At 68.9% G+C, this 18,365-nt stretch carries 16 protein-coding genes; 6 read left to right on the top strand and 10 right to left on the bottom strand.

The annotated features are described in order from the left end of the window. Nucleotides 1-78: 78 nt before the first annotated feature. Nucleotides 79-1,776 (bottom strand): aldehyde dehydrogenase family protein, encoded by a 1,698-nt coding sequence (locus ACIRRA_RS08560; RefSeq protein ID WP_402764913.1) that lies wholly within the window; start codon nt 1,774-1,776, stop codon nt 79-81. After that, nucleotides 1,773-3,350, bottom strand: coding sequence for a GMC family oxidoreductase (locus ACIRRA_RS08555; protein ID WP_402764911.1), 1,578 nt, complete (start codon nt 3,348-3,350; stop codon nt 1,773-1,775). Before ACIRRA_RS08555 ends, ACIRRA_RS08560 begins: the two co-directional genes overlap by 4 nt. A 177-nt stretch (nt 3,351-3,527) precedes the next feature. Here ACIRRA_RS08555 and ACIRRA_RS08550 point away from each other — a divergent pair, with 177 nt between their 5' ends. Next, a complete protein-coding gene (locus tag ACIRRA_RS08550; protein ID WP_402764908.1) occupies nt 3,528-4,790 on the top strand; it encodes a PucR family transcriptional regulator in 1,263 nt (420 codons plus the stop codon). Between the two features lie 152 nt (nt 4,791-4,942). On the opposite strand, the gene ACIRRA_RS08545 is transcribed toward ACIRRA_RS08550, so the two are convergent. Further along, a complete protein-coding gene (locus ACIRRA_RS08545; RefSeq protein ID WP_402765898.1) occupies nt 4,943-5,710 on the bottom strand; it encodes a DUF72 domain-containing protein in 768 nt (255 codons plus the stop codon). Nucleotides 5,711-5,959: 249 nt separating this feature from the next. Here ACIRRA_RS08545 and ACIRRA_RS08540 point away from each other — a divergent pair, with 249 nt between their 5' ends. Beyond that, nucleotides 5,960-6,412, top strand: a complete 453-nt coding sequence (locus ACIRRA_RS08540) for a nuclear transport factor 2 family protein (protein WP_402764905.1) — start codon at nt 5,960-5,962, stop codon at nt 6,410-6,412. Between the two features lie 8 nt (nt 6,413-6,420). On the opposite strand, the gene ACIRRA_RS08535 is transcribed toward ACIRRA_RS08540, so the two are convergent. The 3 genes from ACIRRA_RS08535 to ACIRRA_RS08525 all read right to left on the bottom strand — a co-directional run bounded on the left by ACIRRA_RS08535 (nt 6,421) and on the right by ACIRRA_RS08525 (nt 9,050). Further along, complete coding sequence (locus tag ACIRRA_RS08535) at nt 6,421-6,861, bottom strand: NUDIX domain-containing protein (RefSeq protein ID WP_402764903.1); 441 nt, start codon at nt 6,859-6,861, stop codon at nt 6,421-6,423. Nucleotides 6,862-6,926: 65 nt separating this feature from the next. Continuing rightward, nucleotides 6,927-7,337, bottom strand: a complete 411-nt coding sequence (locus ACIRRA_RS08530; protein WP_402764900.1) for a DUF1707 domain-containing protein — start codon at nt 7,335-7,337, stop codon at nt 6,927-6,929. A 258-nt stretch (nt 7,338-7,595) separates the two neighbouring features. After that, a complete protein-coding gene (locus ACIRRA_RS08525; protein WP_402764897.1) occupies nt 7,596-9,050 on the bottom strand; it encodes an MFS transporter in 1,455 nt (484 codons plus the stop codon). A 125-nt stretch (nt 9,051-9,175) separates the two neighbouring features. Between ACIRRA_RS08525 and ACIRRA_RS08520 the strand changes: the two genes are divergently transcribed. Beyond that, the gene (locus ACIRRA_RS08520; RefSeq protein WP_402764895.1) at nt 9,176-9,763 is read left to right on the top strand and encodes a TetR/AcrR family transcriptional regulator; all 588 of its coding nucleotides are present in this window, start codon (nt 9,176-9,178) and stop codon (nt 9,761-9,763) included. Here ACIRRA_RS08520 and ACIRRA_RS08515 read toward each other — a convergent pair. Both ACIRRA_RS08515 and ACIRRA_RS08510 read right to left on the bottom strand, forming a co-directional pair. After that, the gene (locus ACIRRA_RS08515; RefSeq protein WP_402764892.1) at nt 9,751-9,915 is read right to left on the bottom strand and encodes a hypothetical protein; all 165 of its coding nucleotides are present in this window, start codon (nt 9,913-9,915) and stop codon (nt 9,751-9,753) included. The two genes, ACIRRA_RS08520 and ACIRRA_RS08515, sit on opposite strands and share 13 nt — an antisense overlap. 11 nt (nt 9,916-9,926) lie before the next feature. Further along, a complete protein-coding gene (locus ACIRRA_RS08510; protein WP_379385645.1) occupies nt 9,927-10,550 on the bottom strand; it encodes a TetR family transcriptional regulator in 624 nt (207 codons plus the stop codon). Between the two features lie 97 nt (nt 10,551-10,647). On the opposite strand from ACIRRA_RS08510, the gene ACIRRA_RS08505 reads away from it, so the two are divergent. After that, nucleotides 10,648-11,430 (top strand): SDR family NAD(P)-dependent oxidoreductase, encoded by a 783-nt coding sequence (locus tag ACIRRA_RS08505; RefSeq protein WP_402764889.1) that lies wholly within the window; start codon nt 10,648-10,650, stop codon nt 11,428-11,430. Between the two features lie 47 nt (nt 11,431-11,477). On the opposite strand, the gene ACIRRA_RS08500 is transcribed toward ACIRRA_RS08505, so the two are convergent. Both ACIRRA_RS08500 and ACIRRA_RS08495 read right to left on the bottom strand, forming a co-directional pair. After that, nucleotides 11,478-11,855, bottom strand: coding sequence for a helix-turn-helix domain-containing protein (locus ACIRRA_RS08500; protein ID WP_402764888.1), 378 nt, complete (start codon nt 11,853-11,855; stop codon nt 11,478-11,480). A 304-nt stretch (nt 11,856-12,159) separates the two neighbouring features. Further along, nucleotides 12,160-15,594 carry a protein kinase gene (locus ACIRRA_RS08495; protein ID WP_402764885.1) on the bottom strand — a complete coding sequence of 1,145 codons (3,435 nt, stop codon included), beginning with the start codon at nt 15,592-15,594 and terminating at the stop codon, nt 12,160-12,162. Nucleotides 15,595-16,126: 532 nt separating this feature from the next. Here ACIRRA_RS08495 and ACIRRA_RS08490 point away from each other — a divergent pair. Beyond that, on the top strand, nt 16,127-17,635 hold the full coding sequence (locus ACIRRA_RS08490; protein ID WP_402764883.1) for a carboxylesterase/lipase family protein: 1,509 nt from the start codon (nt 16,127-16,129) through the stop codon (nt 17,633-17,635). Nucleotides 17,636-17,868: 233 nt separating this feature from the next. After that, nucleotides 17,869-18,315 carry a nuclear transport factor 2 family protein gene (locus ACIRRA_RS08485; RefSeq protein ID WP_402764881.1) on the top strand — a complete coding sequence of 149 codons (447 nt, stop codon included), beginning with the start codon at nt 17,869-17,871 and terminating at the stop codon, nt 18,313-18,315. Nucleotides 18,316-18,365: the final 50 nt, after the last annotated feature.

Here is an 18,365-nt window from a genome sequence, read left to right as displayed (position 1 = left end):
TTTCTCGGGTACAGCCCGGGTGAACCGGGCCGGGTGCGCCGTGCGCGGAAGTGGCGCGCCCGGCCCGGTTCGCTGCGCTCAGCCGCGCAGCGCGGAGGCGAAGATGCCCGGCAGTGCGGCGGCGCCGGGTCGCTTCGCGAAGTCGGTCAGTCGCCGCAGGGTGGTGGCGCCGGTGCGATTGGTGACGAACCACGGCGGTTTCGGGGAGAGCGCGAACTCGCCGCGGAGCAGCGATCGCGGGGCGGGCCGGAAGGGGCCGCGAACCACGGTGCGCTCCGGATCTGCGATCAGCAACCCGTTGTGTACCACGCCGATTCCGCTCTGGATGTCGGCGAGGGTGTGCCCGGGGAAGGCTCCCCACGAGGCGCGGGCGGTCAGGTAGCCGAGACCGGTCCAGGCGTTGATGGCGACGGTGCCGTACCGCAGCTCGGCGATGGCCCGGTCGAAGCGGTCACCCAGCCGGTCGATGGTGGCGGGGTCGGCGATGATGTTGACGCCGAGGGTGCCCTCGAACTCCTCGTTGGACACACGCACCGCCTGCGTGAGGAATTCCGCTGCGTCGCCGCCCAATTCGAGCACGCCCAGCACCGGGGCGAAATACTCGGTGCGCAGCGCGGTTTCGGCCCGGTCCGGCACCAGCCCGGTGACGAGGGTGCGCGCGCCGATCCGCTCGGCGCCGGGATAGGAGGTGCGCGCGGCGTCGACGCGGGCGGCCGAGCCCGGGTAGTAGTCCGGACGCTGCGGAGCCCGCTCGAGCGCGGCGCGCAGTTCAGCGAGGAACCGGTCCTTCTGGGGCCAGTCCGCGGAGATCACCGCGACCTGCGCGGCGACGCAGTTGTAGCCGTTGTTGTGCAGGCGCTGGGTGGCCAGGTGCTCGGCCTGGAACCGCAGGTCGGCGTCGGACCAGCGGCCCGGGATCACGATGGTGGGTGAGACGCCGCCCAGTTCACTGGTGATGGGCTTGTCCAGTTTCGGTGTGCCGGCGGCCTTGTTCCGCGCGCCCTCCTCACCGGTGCCGAACACGATGGCGTCGTGGGTGAGTGCACTGCCGGTCATGTGCACCGCGTCCACGCCGGCGTGATGCACCAGTGCCGTGCCGACCTCGGGGCCGCCGGTGAGCAGGCGCACGAAGCCGCGCTCGATCAGGGGAGCGAAGATCTTCTCCAGCACCGGCAGCAGCGGATCGGTGATCGGATTCAGCTTGAGCGCCACCACCCGGTTGTCGGCGTAGAGCTGGTAGAGCACGTCCAGCGGCGCGATCGAGAAGATATTGCCCGCGCCGAGGACCACGCCCACACCGCCGGTCTCGGCAGGGGTGCGCTGCCCCAGACCGGCTCGGGCGCGGACGGTTTCGGCGTCGACGCCGGGCCTGGTCCAGACCTCCGCGCGGAATCCGTTGAGCAGCAGCCAATCGAAGACGCCGTGCGGGAAGACATCGACCGCGGTGCGGCCGCCGGGGGCGGCGTGGATCGGGTAGCCGTCGACCGGGCTGCGGCCCTGCTCCAGTGCCAGCAGCGATTCCGCGAGCGCGGCCGCGCCGGTGAGCAGCGAGTAGGGGCCGCTCACCCATTCCTCGCCGAGCAGCGGCGAGTCCAGGGGCAGCTTCTTGATGCGGGCGGCCGTCTCGACCCACTCCCGCGCGTAGCGTGCGGTATTGGCGTGAATCTGGTCGAGCAGCTGCCGCCGTGCGGGCAGCGCGGCTCGGCCCCAGTCGATTTCGCCCTGCCGTAGTGCGGAGACGGTGGCGTCGATGGTCGCCGCGGCGGTGGTCGTCACGATGCGCTTCCTTCCGAGTCGGCGTCCTCGGCGAGCATGACGGCGGCCTTCTCGCCGATCATGATCGTGGGCGCGTTGGTATTGCCCCGCACCACCGACGGCATGACCGAGGCATCGGCGACGCGCAGGCCCGCGACGCCCAGTACGCGCAGGCGCGGGTCCACGACCGCGCCGATGGCGCAGGTGGAGGTGGGGTGGTAGAGGGTCTGGGCGGTGCGGGCCGCGAAGTCGAGCAGCTCGGCATCGGAATCACCAGCGGGAGTAAGGAATTCGCCGGTGGTGAGCTCGCGCAGCGCGGGCTGGTCGGCAATGTCGAGGGCGCTGCGCAGTCCGGCGATGATGCTCGCGCGGTCGGCCTCGGTGTCGAGGTAGTTGTGGCGGATGCGCGGCGCGGTGGCCGGGTCCGTCGAGCGCAGGGTCAGTTCGCCGCGGCTGGTCGGGTTGATCAGGCAGGGGCCGAACGCGTAGCCGTGCTCGGTCGCCGCGCCCATGCCCTCACCGTGGAAGAGGACCGGGGCCTGATGGAACTGGATGTCCGGGCCCGCCAGTCCGGTACGGGTTTCGAGGAAGCCGCCGGTCTCACCGATATTCGAGGTCAGCGGGCCGCGGCCGGATTCCTGGAGCAGGCCCAGGTTCTCGGGCGTGAGCGCGGTCATCAGGGATTCGCGATCGGTGCGGTAATTGAGGAAAATCGACAGGTGGTCCTGGAGGTTCTGCCCGACCGGCAGATCGCGGACGGTCTCGATACCGAAGGCCGCCAGCTGTCCGGCCGGGCCGATGCCGGACAGCAACAACAACTGCGCGGAGCCGTAAGCGCCTGCGGCCAGCACGATTTCACGCCGGGCCCGAATGGTCTCGGTGCTGCCGCCGCGGCCGATCACCACGCCGGTGGCCCGGCCGTTCTCGATGACGATCCGGTGCGCGAGAGCATCGGTGATGACCGTCAGGTTCTCCCGCTCCAGCGCCGGGTGCAGGTAGGCGACCGCGGCACTGCATCGCATGCCGTTGCGCTGGGTCACCTGGTAGCGGCCGACGCCGAGCTGGGTGACGCCGTTGAAATCGTCGTTGCGGGTGTGCCCGGCCTGTTCGGCGGCACGCAGGAATGCTTCGCCCAGTGGATGATTCGACCGGCTGTCACTGACCGACAGCGGCCCGCCCACACCGTGGTAGGCGTCCTTGCCGCGCTCGTTGTCCTCGGCCTGCACGAAGTACGGCAGCACCTCGTCGTAGCTCCACCCGTCCGCGCCGGCCGCGGCCCACGCGTCGTAGTCCGCGCGAGCGCCCCGGATGTAGATCATGGCGTTCATGGAGCTGGATCCGCCCAGGACGCGGCCGCGCGGCAGGTAGGCGCGGCGGCTGTGCAGCCGGGGTTCGGGTTCCGTGTCGTAGTCCCAGTCCAGCGGGCTCTTGAACAGGGACGGGAAGGCGACCGGCAGGTGGATCGCCTCGGCGGTGTCCCGCGGCCCGGCCTCGATCACGGCCACCCGGATCGCCGGATCCTCGGACAGTCGGCTGGCCAGCACGGATCCCGCGGACCCCGCGCCTACGACGATGTAGTCGTACACGGTCGGCACCTCTCTCCACCTCATCGATCGACCCGGGTCTGCTATGACCCGGGTCACTGTCGCTGTCGGTGTCGATACTGCGGGTCAGGTGCATCCGCCCACCATGTGCGCGGGTTTGCCGATACCGCCCGGCCGACTGTGCTGGAGCACAGTAGGCGTCGAGAGCAAGTGCCTACTATCGAATCCATGACAGCGCTCACCGGCCCGCCGCGCAACGGCTCCACCGCAGTGCCGCCGACCGGTTCGGTCGCGGTAACGCCGAGCGGTTCGACCGCGGTAGCGCCGAGCGGTTCGACCGCGGTAGCGCGCACCCTGCTCGTCGAGGTCGACGACCTCACCACCGAACTCGTCGGCCGCATTCTCACCGGCGAGAACGCCTACGCGGAGGCCGCCCTCACCGAGGCGCAGCTGCACCTCGTCGTCCGCGACAACCTGGCCGCCCTGCTCGAACAGCTCTCCGGGAGCGCCGGGCGGCGGCTGCAACCGGCGACCGTGGTGGGCCGGATCAAGGCGGAACTCGGCGTGCCGATCGCGGCGGTGCTGCACGCGTACCGGCTGGCGGGACGGCTGCTGTGGGAACGCGCGCTCGTCACGGCGCGGGGGACGAATCTGGACGCGCTGCCGCAGCTCGGCTCGGAGATGTGGCGGCTCCTCGACGACTATTCCGGCGCCGCCGCCGACGCGTACGCCGACTACCTCACCGAGCGGGTCCGCCGCCACGACGTGCAGCGCCGCGCCATGCTGCGGCGGCTGTTCGACGGCGAGGCCGACGATCCCACCCAGCGCGACATCGCCCGAGCCCTGCACCTGCCGCCACTGGGCAGTTTCGTCGTCGTGCACGCCGAAACCGATTCCGGCGCAATCGAACCGCTGTTCGGGATCGAGGATCGGCTGCGGGCCGACTTCGTCGAGTCGATCTGGCTCACCGAGCCGGGCGCACGGATCGGGCTGCTCAATGTGGCCACCGCACGCTCGCACGAACGGGTGCTGTCGCGCCTGCGCGCCCATGCGACCGGGCGAATCGGGGTGAGCCGTCCCTTCCCGACGCCGGGATCCGCGGGGACCGCCCTGCGCGAGGCAGAACTCGCGGGGCGGTGCGCGCCACCCGGCAGCCCGACCGTGACCGCGTATGGCAGCACGCCGATCCCGCTCGTCCTCGCCCATGCGCCCACGGCGTCCCGGGAATTGGCGGACGATGTCCTGGGCCCGGTGCTCGAACTGCCGCCGGAGGAACGCGACACCCTCCTCGACACCCTCGAGCTGTGGTTCGAATGCGGTGGCTCCAATACCGAGGTGGCGCAACGGCTCCACTACCACCGCAACACCATTCACTACCGGCTGCGGCGGATCGAGACGCTGACCGATCGCCGGTGCTCGGACCCGAAAGCCGCCGCCGAGCTGTACATAGCCTTGCATGCCGCGCGGCTCGCCGGATTCGATCCGGCCTGAGCCGCAACCGGGTTCAGCGTCCGGATCGCGCGACTTCCTCGCCCAGCTGCGCCGCGAACTCGACGAACCGACCTGGGAACTGCCGGCGATCACCGCCGACACCCGGCACCCGGCGGATCAGCCCGGCCCCGCCGCTGCGCTGATGCCGGGCGTCACGGTGCCAGCGGGAGTCGATCGGGCGTGCGGGCTACCGGCCGTCCCGCGGCGCGGACCAGCTCGCCGATCCGGATCGCATCGCGGACGGCCGCGCCACCGGCATCGTTGTTGAAGAAGACATAGGCGTCGAGATTCCGATCCCAGGTGTCCTCGATGCGCCGGACCCATTCGGACAGAACGCGTTCCGGGTAGCGAGGCGCGGACCGGCCGCGACCTTCATGGAAACGGACGTAGGCCCAGTCGGCCGTGCGCCACAGCGGCGTGATCGGCCGCCCGAGCCGGTCGGCCCAGCACAGTGCCGCACGGTGCGCTTCGAGCACGGCCCGGACCCGGTCGTCCCACCAGCTCTCATGGCGCGGCTCGACCGCCACGCGCAGCTCGGCGGGGATCAGCCCGAGCACCCGGTCGAGCCGCTCGGGTTCGGCGGTCAGGGTGGGCGGCAGCTGAATCAGTATCGGCCCCAACCGATCCCCCAGTCCGCGCGCCGCATCGATCATCCGCTCCAGCGGGACTTCGACGTCCCGCAGCCGGCGATAGTGGGTGATCACCCGACTGGCCTTCACCGCCATCACGAAATCCTCCGGCGTCCGCCCGTGCCATCCCTCGAAGGTCGTCCGCGCCACCGGCCGATAGAAGGCCGCGTTCAACTCCACGGCCCCGAACGCCCGCGCATACACCTCGAGCCACCGCCGCTGCCCGATCCCTCGCGGGTACACCAGCTCCCGCCAGTCGGCGTACTGCCACCCCGATGTCCCGACGAACATCGTCACGGCTCGCCACCCCGGCCGCGCATCACGAGGGCAAACCTCCGGAGGCCATACCCCACTGTCCCACTACAGGTCCGCCAAGATAGTGAAATCTGTGCGTTTCACACAACTTGTCGATTGATCAGCTGTGGTCGAGTAATCTCGTGGCGCCCGCGGGCGCCACGAGCCGCCCCACGTCATACCCAGGACGGTCGTTCGACGCGCAGGCACCGGGAGCTGGGTGGCTGTGACGTACTCTCGGATGGCATGAGCTCAGCCGCTGATACAACTGCCGTGACGAACTTGATCGCGAAGTATGCCGAGTTGGTCGATAGTGGGGATTTCGCCGGAGTGGGTGCGTTGTTCGCGCACGGTGTGTTCGGCGGCAGCGGTGGGTCGGTCGCGGGGAGCGAGCGCATCGAGAAGATGTTCCGGAGCATGGTGATCGTGTACGAGGACGGAACGCCGCGCACCCATCACGTCACCACGAACATCGCCGTCGAATTCGGCGAGGATGCCGATACCGCCACGGCGCGCTCCTATTTCACGGTTTTCCAGGCCACACCGGACCTGCCCTTGCAGCCGGTGGCGGCCGGCCGCTACCGGGACCGCTTCGAGCGCAGTGCCGGGCAGTGGCGATTCGCCGAGCGCCAGGTGCAGATCACGCTGACGGGCGACACGAGCCGGCACCTGCGCACCCCGGCCCCACAGGAGAGCTGACGGGCGGGTCATTCCCACCCGTGCAGGGCGAAGGAAGTGCCGAGGTGGCAGTTGCGGACGCCTGCGGCCTGGTAGGGGATGATATTGGGCGGCAGGGCATTCGGGTCGGCCCAGAGCAGGCCGGCGCATTTGTGGGGCTCCATGTTCACCGGCTCTCCGGTCCAGCGGAGCGCTTCGAAGAAGAAGCCGATGCGGGCGGCCCCGGACTCGCCGCGGTGGTGGAGTACATGTGCGAAGCGCAGGTCGGCGGGATCGATGGTGATTCCGATTTCTTCCACGGCTTCACGTATCACGCCGTCCACCACCGATTCGCCGTCCTCGAGGTGGCCGCTGGGTAGATTCAGCCAGCCGTCACCGTAGCCCGTGTTCGCGCGCTCGCCGAGCAGAACCAGGCCATCGCGCCACAGGACGATGTGGACATCGATGATGCCGCGGTAACGATCCGTCACTCTCCGACCCCAATTCCGTACCGGCGCTGTCGTTCTTGTCGCCGACATTGTCGCCGATCGGGGACTCAGCGTGGTGATTCGCCCGACTTCCGCCCGATTCCACACGCCCACAAGGTCCCCAGCACCGCCCCCGGCGGCACCAGCACCCACACCCACCACGGATAGAACCACTCCAGCGTGACACCCAGCAACAGCCACACGATCAAGTTCAGCCCGCTGAGCGACAACCACACAATGGTCAGCACCGTCATGGCGATCCGCCCGCCCGAGGGCCCCGGCTCTTTGATCTCGGGCAGGTCAGCGGACACCTTGGCCAGCTCGCCCCGGGTACGAGCCTGCCAGATCGACTGCACCCGGCTGTCGAACTCACCGAGATCGAGCACGCCCGCGTCCACCGCGCGGCGCAGCGTCTCCTCGAGCTTCTTTCGTTCGGCATCGGAGATCCGAATGTCGTTGGGGTGCACCGGCTCACTCACGATCCCGATCCTGCCATCCCGGGCTCGATCGCGCTCGCGAGTGAATGCGGAGCGCGGTGAGAAGCGACAGCACCCGGGCAGATCATGATCGCCTCGGCCGCCCGCAGCATGGCCGCCCGGCAGGCGTGGCCGACCTCGGTGTGGGGCAACGGGATTCGGTAGACGACGATCGGCCCACCACGATTCGTGGTGGGCCGATCGTTCGATGAAACCTTGGCCGCACGCCGGTGGCCTGCCCGGACGTGGATATCGCCGGGACTAGCCGCGCCGGGCCGCCGCGGTCGCCGGACCGACGGCCCGGAAGGTGAGGGCGACGACGAAGGCCAGGGCCGCGATGGCGGCGGCGGCCGCGAAGGCGGTGGTCATGCCGCCGACCAGCGCGTGCTGGAGCGAGCCGCCCGCAGTGCGGGAAGCGGTGCCGAAGACCGTGACCAGGATGGCCAGGCCGAGGGAGGCGCCGGTCTGCTGGAGGGTTTGCAGTGCGCCGCCGGCCGCGCCCGCCTCGTGGGTGTCGACATTCGACATGATGATGACGTTCAGGGGTGAAACCGCCAGGCCGATACCGCATCCCATCAGAATCATGGCGATGAACAGGAGCGGGAAGTAGCCGCTGTCGGCTGTCAGCTGGGTGAGCAGGACCAGGCCGGCCACCATCAGGGCCGCGCCGGTGACGGTCACCGGTTTCGGGCCGAAGCGGGGCAGCAGGCGCGGGATCAGCCGGATCATGGTGAACATCAGCAGGGCGGTGGGCAGGAAGGCGAAACCGGTTGCCAGCGCGCTCAACCCGAGCACATCCTGCAGGAACTGGGTGAGGAAGAAGAACATCGACATGCCCGCCATCGGCGCCAGGAACATGTTCGCGTAGGCGGTGGCACGATTGCGGTCGGCGAACAGGCGCAGCGGCAGCAGCGGTTGGGCCGCACGGGATTCGATGGCGAGGAACGCGGCGATCAGGATCGCGCCGGCCGCCAGGCAGATGTCCGTGGTGGCAGTCCCCCAGCCGTCCGAGGCGGCGTTGATGAAGCCGTAGACGAGAGCGGCCACACCGGTGGTGGCGGTCAGCGCGCCGGGCAGGTCGAGGTGGGCCGGCTGTCGTTCGGCCCGAGGCAGGTAGCGCAGTGCCAGCACCACAACGATCAACCCGAACGGCACATTGATGAAGAGCACCGAGCGCCAGCTCAGCCATTCGGTCAGCAGCCCGCCGACGATGAGGCCGATAGCGAAACCGGCACTGGACATTCCGGAGAACAGCGCGAGTACGCGCATCCGGGCTTTCGGATCACTGAAGGTGGTGGTCAGCAGGGCGAGTGTGTTGGGTCCGGCCATGGCCCCGCCGATGCCCTGCACGACGCGCGCGGCGAGCAGCCAGCCGGCGGAGGGCGCCAGCCCGCCCGCGAGCGAGGCCAGGGTGAACAGGGTGGCGCCGGCGATGAACAGGTTGCGGCGGCCGAACAGGTCACCGGCGCGCCCGCCGAGCAGCAGTAATCCGCCGAAGGCCAGGCTGTAGGAGTTCATCACCCAGGACAGTCCGGTGGCGCTGAAGTGCAGGTCGGTCTGGATGCGCGGCAGCGCCACATTCATCACGGTGATGTCGAGGACGATCATCAATTGGCAGGTCAACAGGGTGGCCAGCACGATTCCCGACCGCAGTCCGGGGGCTCGTGCGGGTGCCGGCACCCGCACGGCAGCGTTCGAAGGAAGAGTGGTCGACAAGGAATGCTCCATCGAATGGGATACAAACGGAGGAAGCCTCCGTTTCCGATGGAGTTATCATATGGAGGGTTCCTCCACTTGCGCAAGTCTAACCGGAGGGTCCATCCGTTTCTAGTGGAGGGTTCGTGGAAGCACCGTCGACCGGAAAGCCGATGCGCGCCGACGCGCGCCGCAACTATGAGCGGATCGTGACCACCGCCCAGCAGGCCTTCACCGAACTGGGCCCCGAGGCGCCGCTCGAGGAGATCGCGCGCCGGGCGGGGGTCGGGATCGGCACCCTGTATCGACACTTCCCCAATCGCGAGGTGCTGGTCGAGGCCGTCTACCGTTCCAGCATCGAGCATTTGAGCCAACGCGCCCACGACCTCCTCGAAACCCACACGGCCGGAACGGCTTTCGAATACTGGCTGCGCGAACAGGTGGAGTGGGTGATGGCCAATCGCGTCCTCGCCACCACCCTGAAGGCGGGCATGGACCACAACACGCCGACCTTCACGCTGTGCCGCGTGGCGATCACCGAGGCAGCTTCCCTGCTGGTACAGGCGGCGCGGGACGCGGGCACGATCCGCACCGACATCGAGCCGCGCGATCTGATCAGGCTCGGGCACGGGCTGGGCGTCGCCTGCGAGACCACACCCGATGCCGCCGAACGCCTGATCTCGGTGACCCTCGACGGCCTGCGCGCCACCCCGGCCGACGCTCAGCAATTGTAGAGCCGTTTCTGAACCCAGCCGAAACCGCGCTCCAGCAAGGGAAACGACTTCGGGTCGAGCCGGGTGAACCACGCGGGGATGCGATGACCCGAGTAGTCGTCGGCATCGACGACCATCCTGCCGGGACCCGGCCACCAGTAGCCGAGGCGCATGGCGGCGGGTGCTAGAGCAAGCTGTTGGCGGCGAGGCGCGCGAGGCAGGTGTCGACGACGTCGGCGGCGGACCCGGACGCCTCCCCCGCCGCCCAGAGTTCGGTCGCCAGGCGGACGGCGGTATTGGCCATGGCGGCGGCGAGCGCGACGTCCAGGTCGTCGGCGGGGCGGCCGGTGCGGGCGGCGATGATCGGGATGAGCTGGGTTTCGCAGTCGTATTGAACACGCAGCCAGGTCGCACGCAGGGCGGGCAGTTGAGTTGCGGCCCGGACCAGCGGGCGCAGGCGGCTCTCGGCGATGCCCTCGATCGCGAGCGTGCCGACCGTGGCGGTGCGATACGAGCGGCTCAGGGCTTCCCGCAGCGACAGTTCGGGCGGACAGGCGGCGAGTTCGTCGGCCCAGGCCTGAGTTCCGATGGCGAGCAACGGCGCGACGACGTCCTCCTTCCCGGCGAAATACCGGTAGAACGTGCGCAGCCCCATCCCGGCGGCCGCCGCAATCTCGTCCACGGTCGTTGCGGCATAACCGTTTTCGATGAAAAGACGGGCCGCCACCAGCGCCACTTCCCGGCGTGTGGCCGCACGGCGGGTCTCGCTGAGCGCCGGGCGTCCGGCACGGTTTCGCTCGCTCGTCACCCGGGGAACTGTACCGAGGTCGAAAACGTTTGATGGCGCGGCGTGCCATTTTCGGCATATCGTGTCAGAAACTGTTCCACCGATCAGGAAGTGATCCATGAACCGTCTCGAGCAGCGCCGCATTCTGGTGACCGGCGCCGGATCCGGTATCGGCCAGGCCACCGTCCTCCGTCTGCTGTCCGAAGGCGCGGTCGTCGCCGGCGCCGACGTCAATGCCGAGGGCCTCGCCCTGACCCGCAAGCAGGCCGCCGAGGCGGGCACCGCAGCGCGGCTGACCACCGTCGAGATGAATATCGGCGTGGAGTCCGAGGTGGTCGCGGGCGTGCACACCGCCATCGACGCCCTCGGCGGACTGGACGCGGTGGTGAACGCGGCGGGGATTCTGCGCGCGGCCCACACCCACGAGACATCGCTGGACCTGTGGAACCAGATCCTCAGCGTCAACCTCACCGGCACCTTCCTGGTGATCCGCGAGGCCCTGCCCGCCCTGCTCGCCAACCCGCGCAGCACGGTCGTCAACTTCAGCTCGACCTCGGCGAACTTCGCCCACCCGTACATGGCCGCGTACTCCGCCAGCAAGGGCGGCATCCAGACCCTGACCCACGTCCTGGCCCTCGAATACGGCAAGCAGGGCCTGCGCGCGGTGAGCGTCGCCCCCGGCGGCATCAAGTCCGGCATCACCGACGCCACCCCCGGCTATCTCCCCCAGGACGCCGACTGGTCGCTGTTCGGCCGCCTGATCGCCGTTCTCCCCCAGGACAATCCGGCCGAACTGGCCGGCCCCGAGAACGTGGCCGGTGTCATCGCCATGCTGGTCTCCGACGACGGCCGCTTCATCAGCGGCACCGAAATCCGCATCGACGGCGCGGCCCACACGTAGTACGGCGAGGCCCCGATCGACGATCCGATCGGGGCCTGCTGTCGCAACTACTTTCCGGCACCCGCCAGTTCGGCCGGCGCCCCGCGCAGAATGCCGTCCGCCGTCCCCGCCGCCCATTCGAGCGCCGCATCCAGCCTGCCCAGCACATCCCCCGCGGGCGCCTCGACCAGGCACCGCTCGATCTGACTGATCACACCGGCCGACGGCCCACCCTTTTTGGCCACCTCGGCCTGCGTCCACCCGTTCTCACGCCGCCGCGCCTTCACCCGCTCGGCCAGCGCCTTGATATCCGGCGCGCCCGCGGCAACGGGCTCCGAGACCTCCGCGACCGGGCCGTCCGCGACGATCGGCTCCGCAACCCGCGAGACCACCGCCTCCGCAGACCGTACGACGGCAGCGCCCACCGTCTTCCCGGAAGTGATCATCCCCTGGGTAATGAGCCGAGACCGCTTCCGCCTGCCCATCTTCGCCATACACCACTCCTCGATCCGCAATCCCAGCCTTCGCTGAAGCCCCGGCAAGGTTGCCACAAGTTCGCGCGAATCCCCCGCCAATCCCGCCCCCTCGGCGTGCCAAGCCTTGAAATCGCACGCACAGACGACCGGCCGATCGCTGGATGCCGACCGCACCGGAGCCGCCGAACTCCAGACTCACCCGGATTTCCGACCGCGACGCCGAGCCCGCGGGTGCGAACCTGCAAGTCCCCCGCGAAGCCGACCCTTTACCGCGTCAGCCGTTCTCAGGTGAGTTGTCGCGGTGCAGCGGTACGTCTTCGAACTCGGTGAGCACCTGACGGAGGAAGGCTCGAATCAGCTGCTGGGCTGATGTGGTTGCGCCGTACAGGGTTCCGATTGCCGGTTGCAGCTGCGCGCCGGTGTCGACGACCAGGCGCACCAGGCCTTGTCCGGCGCAGCGGGTCAGGGTCGGCTCGAGAAACTTCGCGGCGTCCGCGGTCCGGCCGGCGGCCGACAGGCAGCAGCCGTACAGCAGTTCGGCATTCGTGAGCGCGCGAAGGCGATTCTGGGTGGAGATCACGTCGACGAGGCGCTGCGCCTGCCGGCATGCCTGTTCGGCCGCTGTCGAGGTGCCCTTGCCGAGGAGTAGCCGGATGGCCGAGTCGTGGGCCAGTTCCGCGGCCACCGCGGTGGGAGCATCGGGGTGGGCGGTATACGGTTCGAGGTGTTCGAGGTCGCGGCGGTCGGTGTCGGTGATCGGCAGACCCAGTCGGATGCGTTCGTTGATCATGCGGGCTGCCAGCCGCGGCAGGTTCATGTTCGCCGCGAGCTTGGTTCCCTCGTCCAATCGCTCGTTCATGGCGTCGATGTCGCCGCGCACCGCGGCCAGGCGGGCGGCGGTGCCGTAGCCCGCCATCTGGAACTCGACCGCCCCGCCTTCGACGCCGAGCCCACCCGCGAGCAGTTCCTCTGCCTCGATGAATTGGCCTTTCTCGTACAGCAATTCGCCGAGCAGCGCGCTGGCGAGCCGGGTGGCCTGCGATTTCGTGCCCGTCTGCAGCGCCTGACCGAGCGCGGTGCGGAACCGGGACTCGGCGGTGCCGACATCGAGCTGCTCGCTGGCGGCGCTCCCGTCGACGCAGTCGCAGTACACCGCGCCGAACGGTCCGCGCGCGCGGTCGCGGTACGGTTCGATCCAGCGATACCAGCTGTGCACCTCGGCGAAGTCGAAGCGATACAGCGCCGAGATCATCGCCCCCACTGCCAGCCCGTGGGCCAGGAAGGGCCGCACCGAATCCCGCGCCTGCGCGAGCTCCGGCGCCAGTACCACCGTCTGGTCGGTGGCGAGCGCCAGGCTGATGCGCACCAGCTTCATCTCGAGCTCGAGGTCGGCGGATTCGCCATCGTGGTCGCGGGCCAGCGCGACCGCCTTCTCGGCGCGTTCCAATGCGGTCTCCGCGGCGGCCGGCCGCTGTACGGCGACGTTCGCCCACGCGATGTGTACCTGCAGTTGCGGATTCGACGCGGTGAGCGAGCCTGGCAGTTTGGCCGCCAGCCCGAGCAGCGTCCCCATGCGCGACTGCTCTATCAATTGCCCGGCGTGCTCGGCGACCAGCCGGCAGGCCCGCTGGGGTTCGCCCGCGGCGAGCAGGTGATCGACGGCCTCGGTGAGCATGTCGTGGGCCTCGAACCACTGCGCGGCGGTGAAGTGCAGTTCCTCGAGCAGTCCCGGATGCTGCCGGATCAGCCGCTCACGCAGGAAGTCGGCGAACAGCGAGTGGTAGCGGAACCAGCGCAGATCGTCATCGATGCTGCGCAGGAACAGATCTCGCTGCCGCACCTGTTCGAGCATGTCCTGGCCGTTGCTCACGCCGGTCAGCGCCTCGGCGAGGTCACCGTTGATACGCACCGGAACCGATGTCCGCATGACGAATTCGAGCAGTTCGGGTTCGAGGGTGTCGACGACGTTCTCCATCAGGTACTCCCCGATGGCGTAGTGCCGTCCCGAGATCTGATCGATGTACGCGCCCGGATCGTCGCGGCCACGCAGCGACATCGAGGCCAGTTGCAGTGCCGCCGCCCACCCTTCGGTGGATTCGCGCAGTCGCTCGACCTCGTCCGCGGCGAGGGCCAGCCCGCTGGTGTCGGCGAAGAATGCCGCGGTTTCCGAATCGTCGAATCGCAGTGCGGACTCGTCGATCTCGGTGAGCTCGTCGCGAACCCGCATGCGCCCCAGCGGAAGTCCGGTGCGGCTGCGGCTGGTGACGATCACCCGCAGGTGATGGCAGCCGTGGTCGAGCAGGAATTCCATCGCGGCCACGGTCGCGGCGCTGGTCACCCGGTGCCAGTCGTCGATCACGAGCGCCACGGTCTGGCCGCTGTTGTGGATCTCGTCGATGAGGGTGGTCATGACGTGCCGCGCGGCATCACTGGCATGCTCCTCGAGCAGCTGTTCCAGATCCGCGGCCACACCCGGATGGGCGTACCGGATCGCCTCCACCACATGGGTCAGGAACCAGACGACATTGTCGTCGTCATCGTCCACGCTGAGCCAGGCCGCTCGAACACCCTCGGCGGCGAGAACATCCACCCATTCCGCGGCCAGCGTGCTCTTCCCGAATCCGACGGGTCCGTGGATCAGTACCAGCCGTCGGCTCTGCCCTTCCCGTAGCCGGTCGAGCAGGCGGCCGCGCAGTACCGGCTGCCGCGGCGAGCTCGGCGGACGGTACCGAGTGGACGGCGTCGGCGCCGGGCTCGAACGCGGCCGCGGCACCGGAACCGGCGGTGTGACCGTCCGGGCTTCGGCATCGGTCGGCAACGCCATCGAGTCGACCACGAGCCCGGAGGCGAATTCGATATTGCGCAGCCGGTCACCGAACTCCCGGGCCGTCTCCGGCCGGTCCGAAGGATCGTGCGCCATAGCGGCTTCCAGCGCCGAGCACAGCGCTGCCGGCACATCACTCTGCCGCAGGTCGGGCACCGGCTCGGAGGTGATTCGTACGAATTGTGCGACCATCGACTCGCCCTCGCGGCGTTCGAAGGCGGCGTGCCCGGTGAGCAGGCAGAACAGTGTGGCGCCCAATCCGTAGATGTCGGCGGCCTCGGCCGGTTCGGCGCCCCGCAGCACCTCGGGCGCGGTGAACGCCGGTGTCCCGGCGATGAGTCCGGACCCGGTCTCGAAAGCCCCACTGATGCGGGCGATTCCGAAATCGCTCAGCAACGGCTCGCCATAGTCGGACTGCAGGATATTGGCCGGATTCACATCGCGATGCACGATCCCGTGCCCGTGCGCGGCCGCCAGCGCACCGGCGATCTTCACCCCGACCGACAGCACCTCCTGCCACGACAGCGGTCCCCGCTCCCGAATCCGCGATTGCAGCGACCCGAGCGCATAGAACGGCATGACCAGATACGGCCGCCCTGTGACGGTGACGTCGGCGGACAGCACCTGAACAATGTGCGGATGCCCGCCGAACCGGCCCAGCGCCCGCTGTTCGCGGAGAAACCGTGCCCGCTCATCCCCGCTCGACCGTGTATCGAGCACTTTCACCGCGACCAGCCGATCCAGCGAATGCTCGTGACACCGGTATACGACCCCGAAACCACCCCGCCCGATCTCCAGGGCATCGTCCAGCCCGGCCGCGGCGAGTTCCTCGGCGACCCCTATCCGCAGGTCAGGCTGCGTACCGTCACTATTTCGTTCGACCATGCCCCGCTCACTTGCCCTGACGAGTTGGGCCCCGATACCCCGATCGTAACCACGGGTATGCCCGATCCGCGGATTGTTTCCCGCACCGGGCGAGGGGATCGCCACCACCTCGGAGTTCTCAGCGGCGGCTCGCGTGCCGATAGCCGACCGCGGCCGGAACCGCGAACACGCACAGTGCGCCCAGCGACCACGCCAGGCTCAGCAGCGGCCGGGCCAGCGATTGCCTCGGCGAGCGCGCACATGGCCTCGATGGTGACCGATCCGGGCTGGTGCTGTGACGGCGGCCGGATCCAGTCCGGATAGGCCGGGGCCGGCACGCGGCCCCCGTCGAGCCGAATTCGGACAGGGAAGCCGCTCAGGAGCAACCCCGCACTGCTCTGACGTCCACGGAGACCATTTCCCCGATTCCAGGGGGGCGAATCGTTCGGTGCGTGGTCCGATAACCGGAACAGCAGTCCGCAAGACAAGACCGTCGGAATCGGCTCCCCCCAGCGATCGCTGCGCGATAGTTGAAGTCGGCGAAGGAGTTCAGATGGCAGAGATCGTGTCCGTCACCGGCGGCAAGGTTCTGGGCACGCGCGAGGGCGGCGTCACCCGATTCCTCGGCATCCCTTACGCGGCAGCGCCGATCGGACCCGCCCGGTTCGAAGCCCCGAGACCGGTCGAGGCCTGGTCCGGGGTGCGCGAAGCACTCGAATTCGGACCCACCTGTGTGCAATCCCCGTATCCGGCACCGATTCACGCCCTCATCGGCAGCGACGGGATCCCCGGCGACGAGTATCTGAACGTCAATGTGTGGACCCCCGATCACACGGGGTCCGGTCTGCCGGTGCTGGTGTGGATTCACGGTGGGGCGTTCGTCCGCGGGTCGAACGCCCGGCGTATCTACGACGGCACCGCCTTCGCGCGCGACGGCGTCGTGGTGGTGTCGATCAATTATCGGCTCGGCATCTCCGGGTTCGCCGCCGTTCCGGGATCCGCGTCGAATCGCGGTCTGCGCGACCAGATCTCCGCTTTGGAGTGGGTGCGCGAGAACATCGCGGCCTTCGGCGGCGATCCCGGCAATGTCACGGTCTTCGGCGAATCCGCTGGCGGGATGAGTGTGGTGGCTCTGCTCGCGTCACCGCGGGCACGCGGGCTGTTCCGGCGCGCTATCGCACAGAGCGCCAACGGTTCCGCGGTCGCCACCGCGGAGGACGCGGGCAAGGTGGCGCGGCAGCTGGCCGATCTGCTGGGCATCGAGCCGACGGCGTCCGCCTTCGGCCGGCTCGGACCGGAGGAGCTGCGCAGCGCCCAGGATTCACTCACCCTGGCACTGATGACCGACCCGGATCCGGACCGCTGGGGTGCATCGATCGTCGCCAACGGGCTCGGCATCATGAGCTTCTTCCCCATGATCGACGGCGATGTGATCCCGGACCGTCCGACGGATATCCTTGCCGCCCAACCGCATCGGACCGTGCCCCTGCTCGCTGGATGGACCGCCGAGGAGTTCCGATTCTTCACCTTCCCCTCCGGTCTCGCCGCCGGAATCACCGAGCAGACGCTGCCGCATTTCCTCGCACGCTACGGCCTGCATCCGTCGGTCGCCGAGCGCTACGCCGCCAACCGCCCGAACGCCACACCCGCGGACGTGTTCGCGGCCGTCCTCACCGACCTGGTCTTCCGCGATGACGCCATGCGCATCGCGGAATCCACCGCCGCAGCGGGCAACCCGGCCTACATCTACGAATTCGCCTGGCGCTCAGCCATCGCCGACCTGGGTGCCTGCCATGTCATCGAGATCCCTTTCGTCTTCGACCAACTCGCCGCCGCCCACACCCTGACCGGCCCGAACCCACCCCAACCCCTGGCCGACGAGGTGCATCGCGCCTGGGTGCGCTTCGCCACCCATGGCGATCCGGGCTGGTCCCGCTTCGACACCACCACCCGCACCGTCCGGGTCTTCGACGCCCCGGAATCCCACGAGGTAGCCGACCTCCGCGCGGACGAACTGCGCGCCCTGCGCCGGGCGAAGCTCACCTCCAGCGCGCCGGTATAGCGGCATGAAATGACGAAGGCCGCAGGTCAGGAACCTGCGGCCTTCGTCGAGCGTGCCTGCTCGATTCCCCGAGAGACGTTGGGCCCCATCGAATCCGGGCGGCGTGATCGGCATGCGAAGCACCGTCCAAGGCCGCTCGACGCACGCCCGGCTTGACGCGAGTGCGGCCCCGCCGCTACCTTGAAATCGAGACAGATCAGTCTCGATTTTGGCTTGATGGAAGCGAGTCGAACATGGTTGCGCAGGCACTGGACGCGCGGGAAGCCGTCCAGATCGTCGAACGATTGGCACAGGCGAAAAGCCGACAGGACGTGGCGGCCACCATGGCCGTATACCACCCGGACGCCGTGCTCGAATCGCCGTCGCTCGGATCCCATTACGCCGGGGCCGAGGTCGAGGGCGCGATCACGGGATGGTTCGCGTTTGCGCCCGACTACGAGGTCCGGCTGGATGGCCACGGACTCGATGAAGAGACGCTGTGCTGCTGGGGCGAGATCGCCTTCACTCCGGCGTTCACCTTCAATGGCGCAGTGCCGAACGGCAATCGGGTCTCGGTGCCGGTCTTCATTCTGTTCCGCTTCCTGGACGGCCGGGTGAGCTGGGAGAGCTTCCACTTCGATGTCGCCGGGGTCGCCCGTCAGTGCGGTGTCGACGCGAGCGCCCTGGTGCGGGCGTCATGATCGTCGGCGCTCGCCGGCCGAGCACTACCACCATGCGCGCGGCTCGGCAC

Source organism: Nocardia sp. NPDC101769 (assembly GCF_044766925.1).
GTDB lineage: Bacteria > Actinomycetota > Actinomycetes > Mycobacteriales > Mycobacteriaceae > Nocardia.
This window is presented reverse-complemented; position numbering and strand designations above follow the sequence as displayed.

Excerpts from the sequence above, each read along its gene's own strand:
- ACIRRA_RS08550 (WP_402764908.1), top strand. The coding sequence starts at position 3,528 with ATGACAGCGCTCACCGGCCCGCCGCGCAACGGCTCCACCGCAGTGCCG.
- ACIRRA_RS08490 (WP_402764883.1), top strand. The coding sequence starts at position 16,127 with ATGGCAGAGATCGTGTCCGTCACCGGCGGCAAGGTTCTGGGCACGCGC.
- ACIRRA_RS08485 (WP_402764881.1), top strand. The coding sequence starts at position 17,869 with ATGGTTGCGCAGGCACTGGACGCGCGGGAAGCCGTCCAGATCGTCGAA.
- ACIRRA_RS08545 (WP_402765898.1), bottom strand. The coding sequence starts at position 5,710 with ATGTTCGTCGGGACATCGGGGTGGCAGTACGCCGACTGGCGGGAGCTG.
- ACIRRA_RS08500 (WP_402764888.1), bottom strand. The coding sequence starts at position 11,855 with ATGATCACTTCCGGGAAGACGGTGGGCGCTGCCGTCGTACGGTCTGCG.
- ACIRRA_RS08495 (WP_402764885.1), bottom strand. The coding sequence starts at position 15,594 with ATGGTCGAACGAAATAGTGACGGTACGCAGCCTGACCTGCGGATAGGG.
- ACIRRA_RS08515 (WP_402764892.1), bottom strand. The coding sequence starts at position 9,915 with ATGCGCCTCGGCTACTGGTGGCCGGGTCCCGGCAGGATGGTCGTCGAT.
- ACIRRA_RS08505 (WP_402764889.1), top strand. The coding sequence starts at position 10,648 with ATGAACCGTCTCGAGCAGCGCCGCATTCTGGTGACCGGCGCCGGATCC.
- ACIRRA_RS08540 (WP_402764905.1), top strand. The coding sequence starts at position 5,960 with ATGAGCTCAGCCGCTGATACAACTGCCGTGACGAACTTGATCGCGAAG.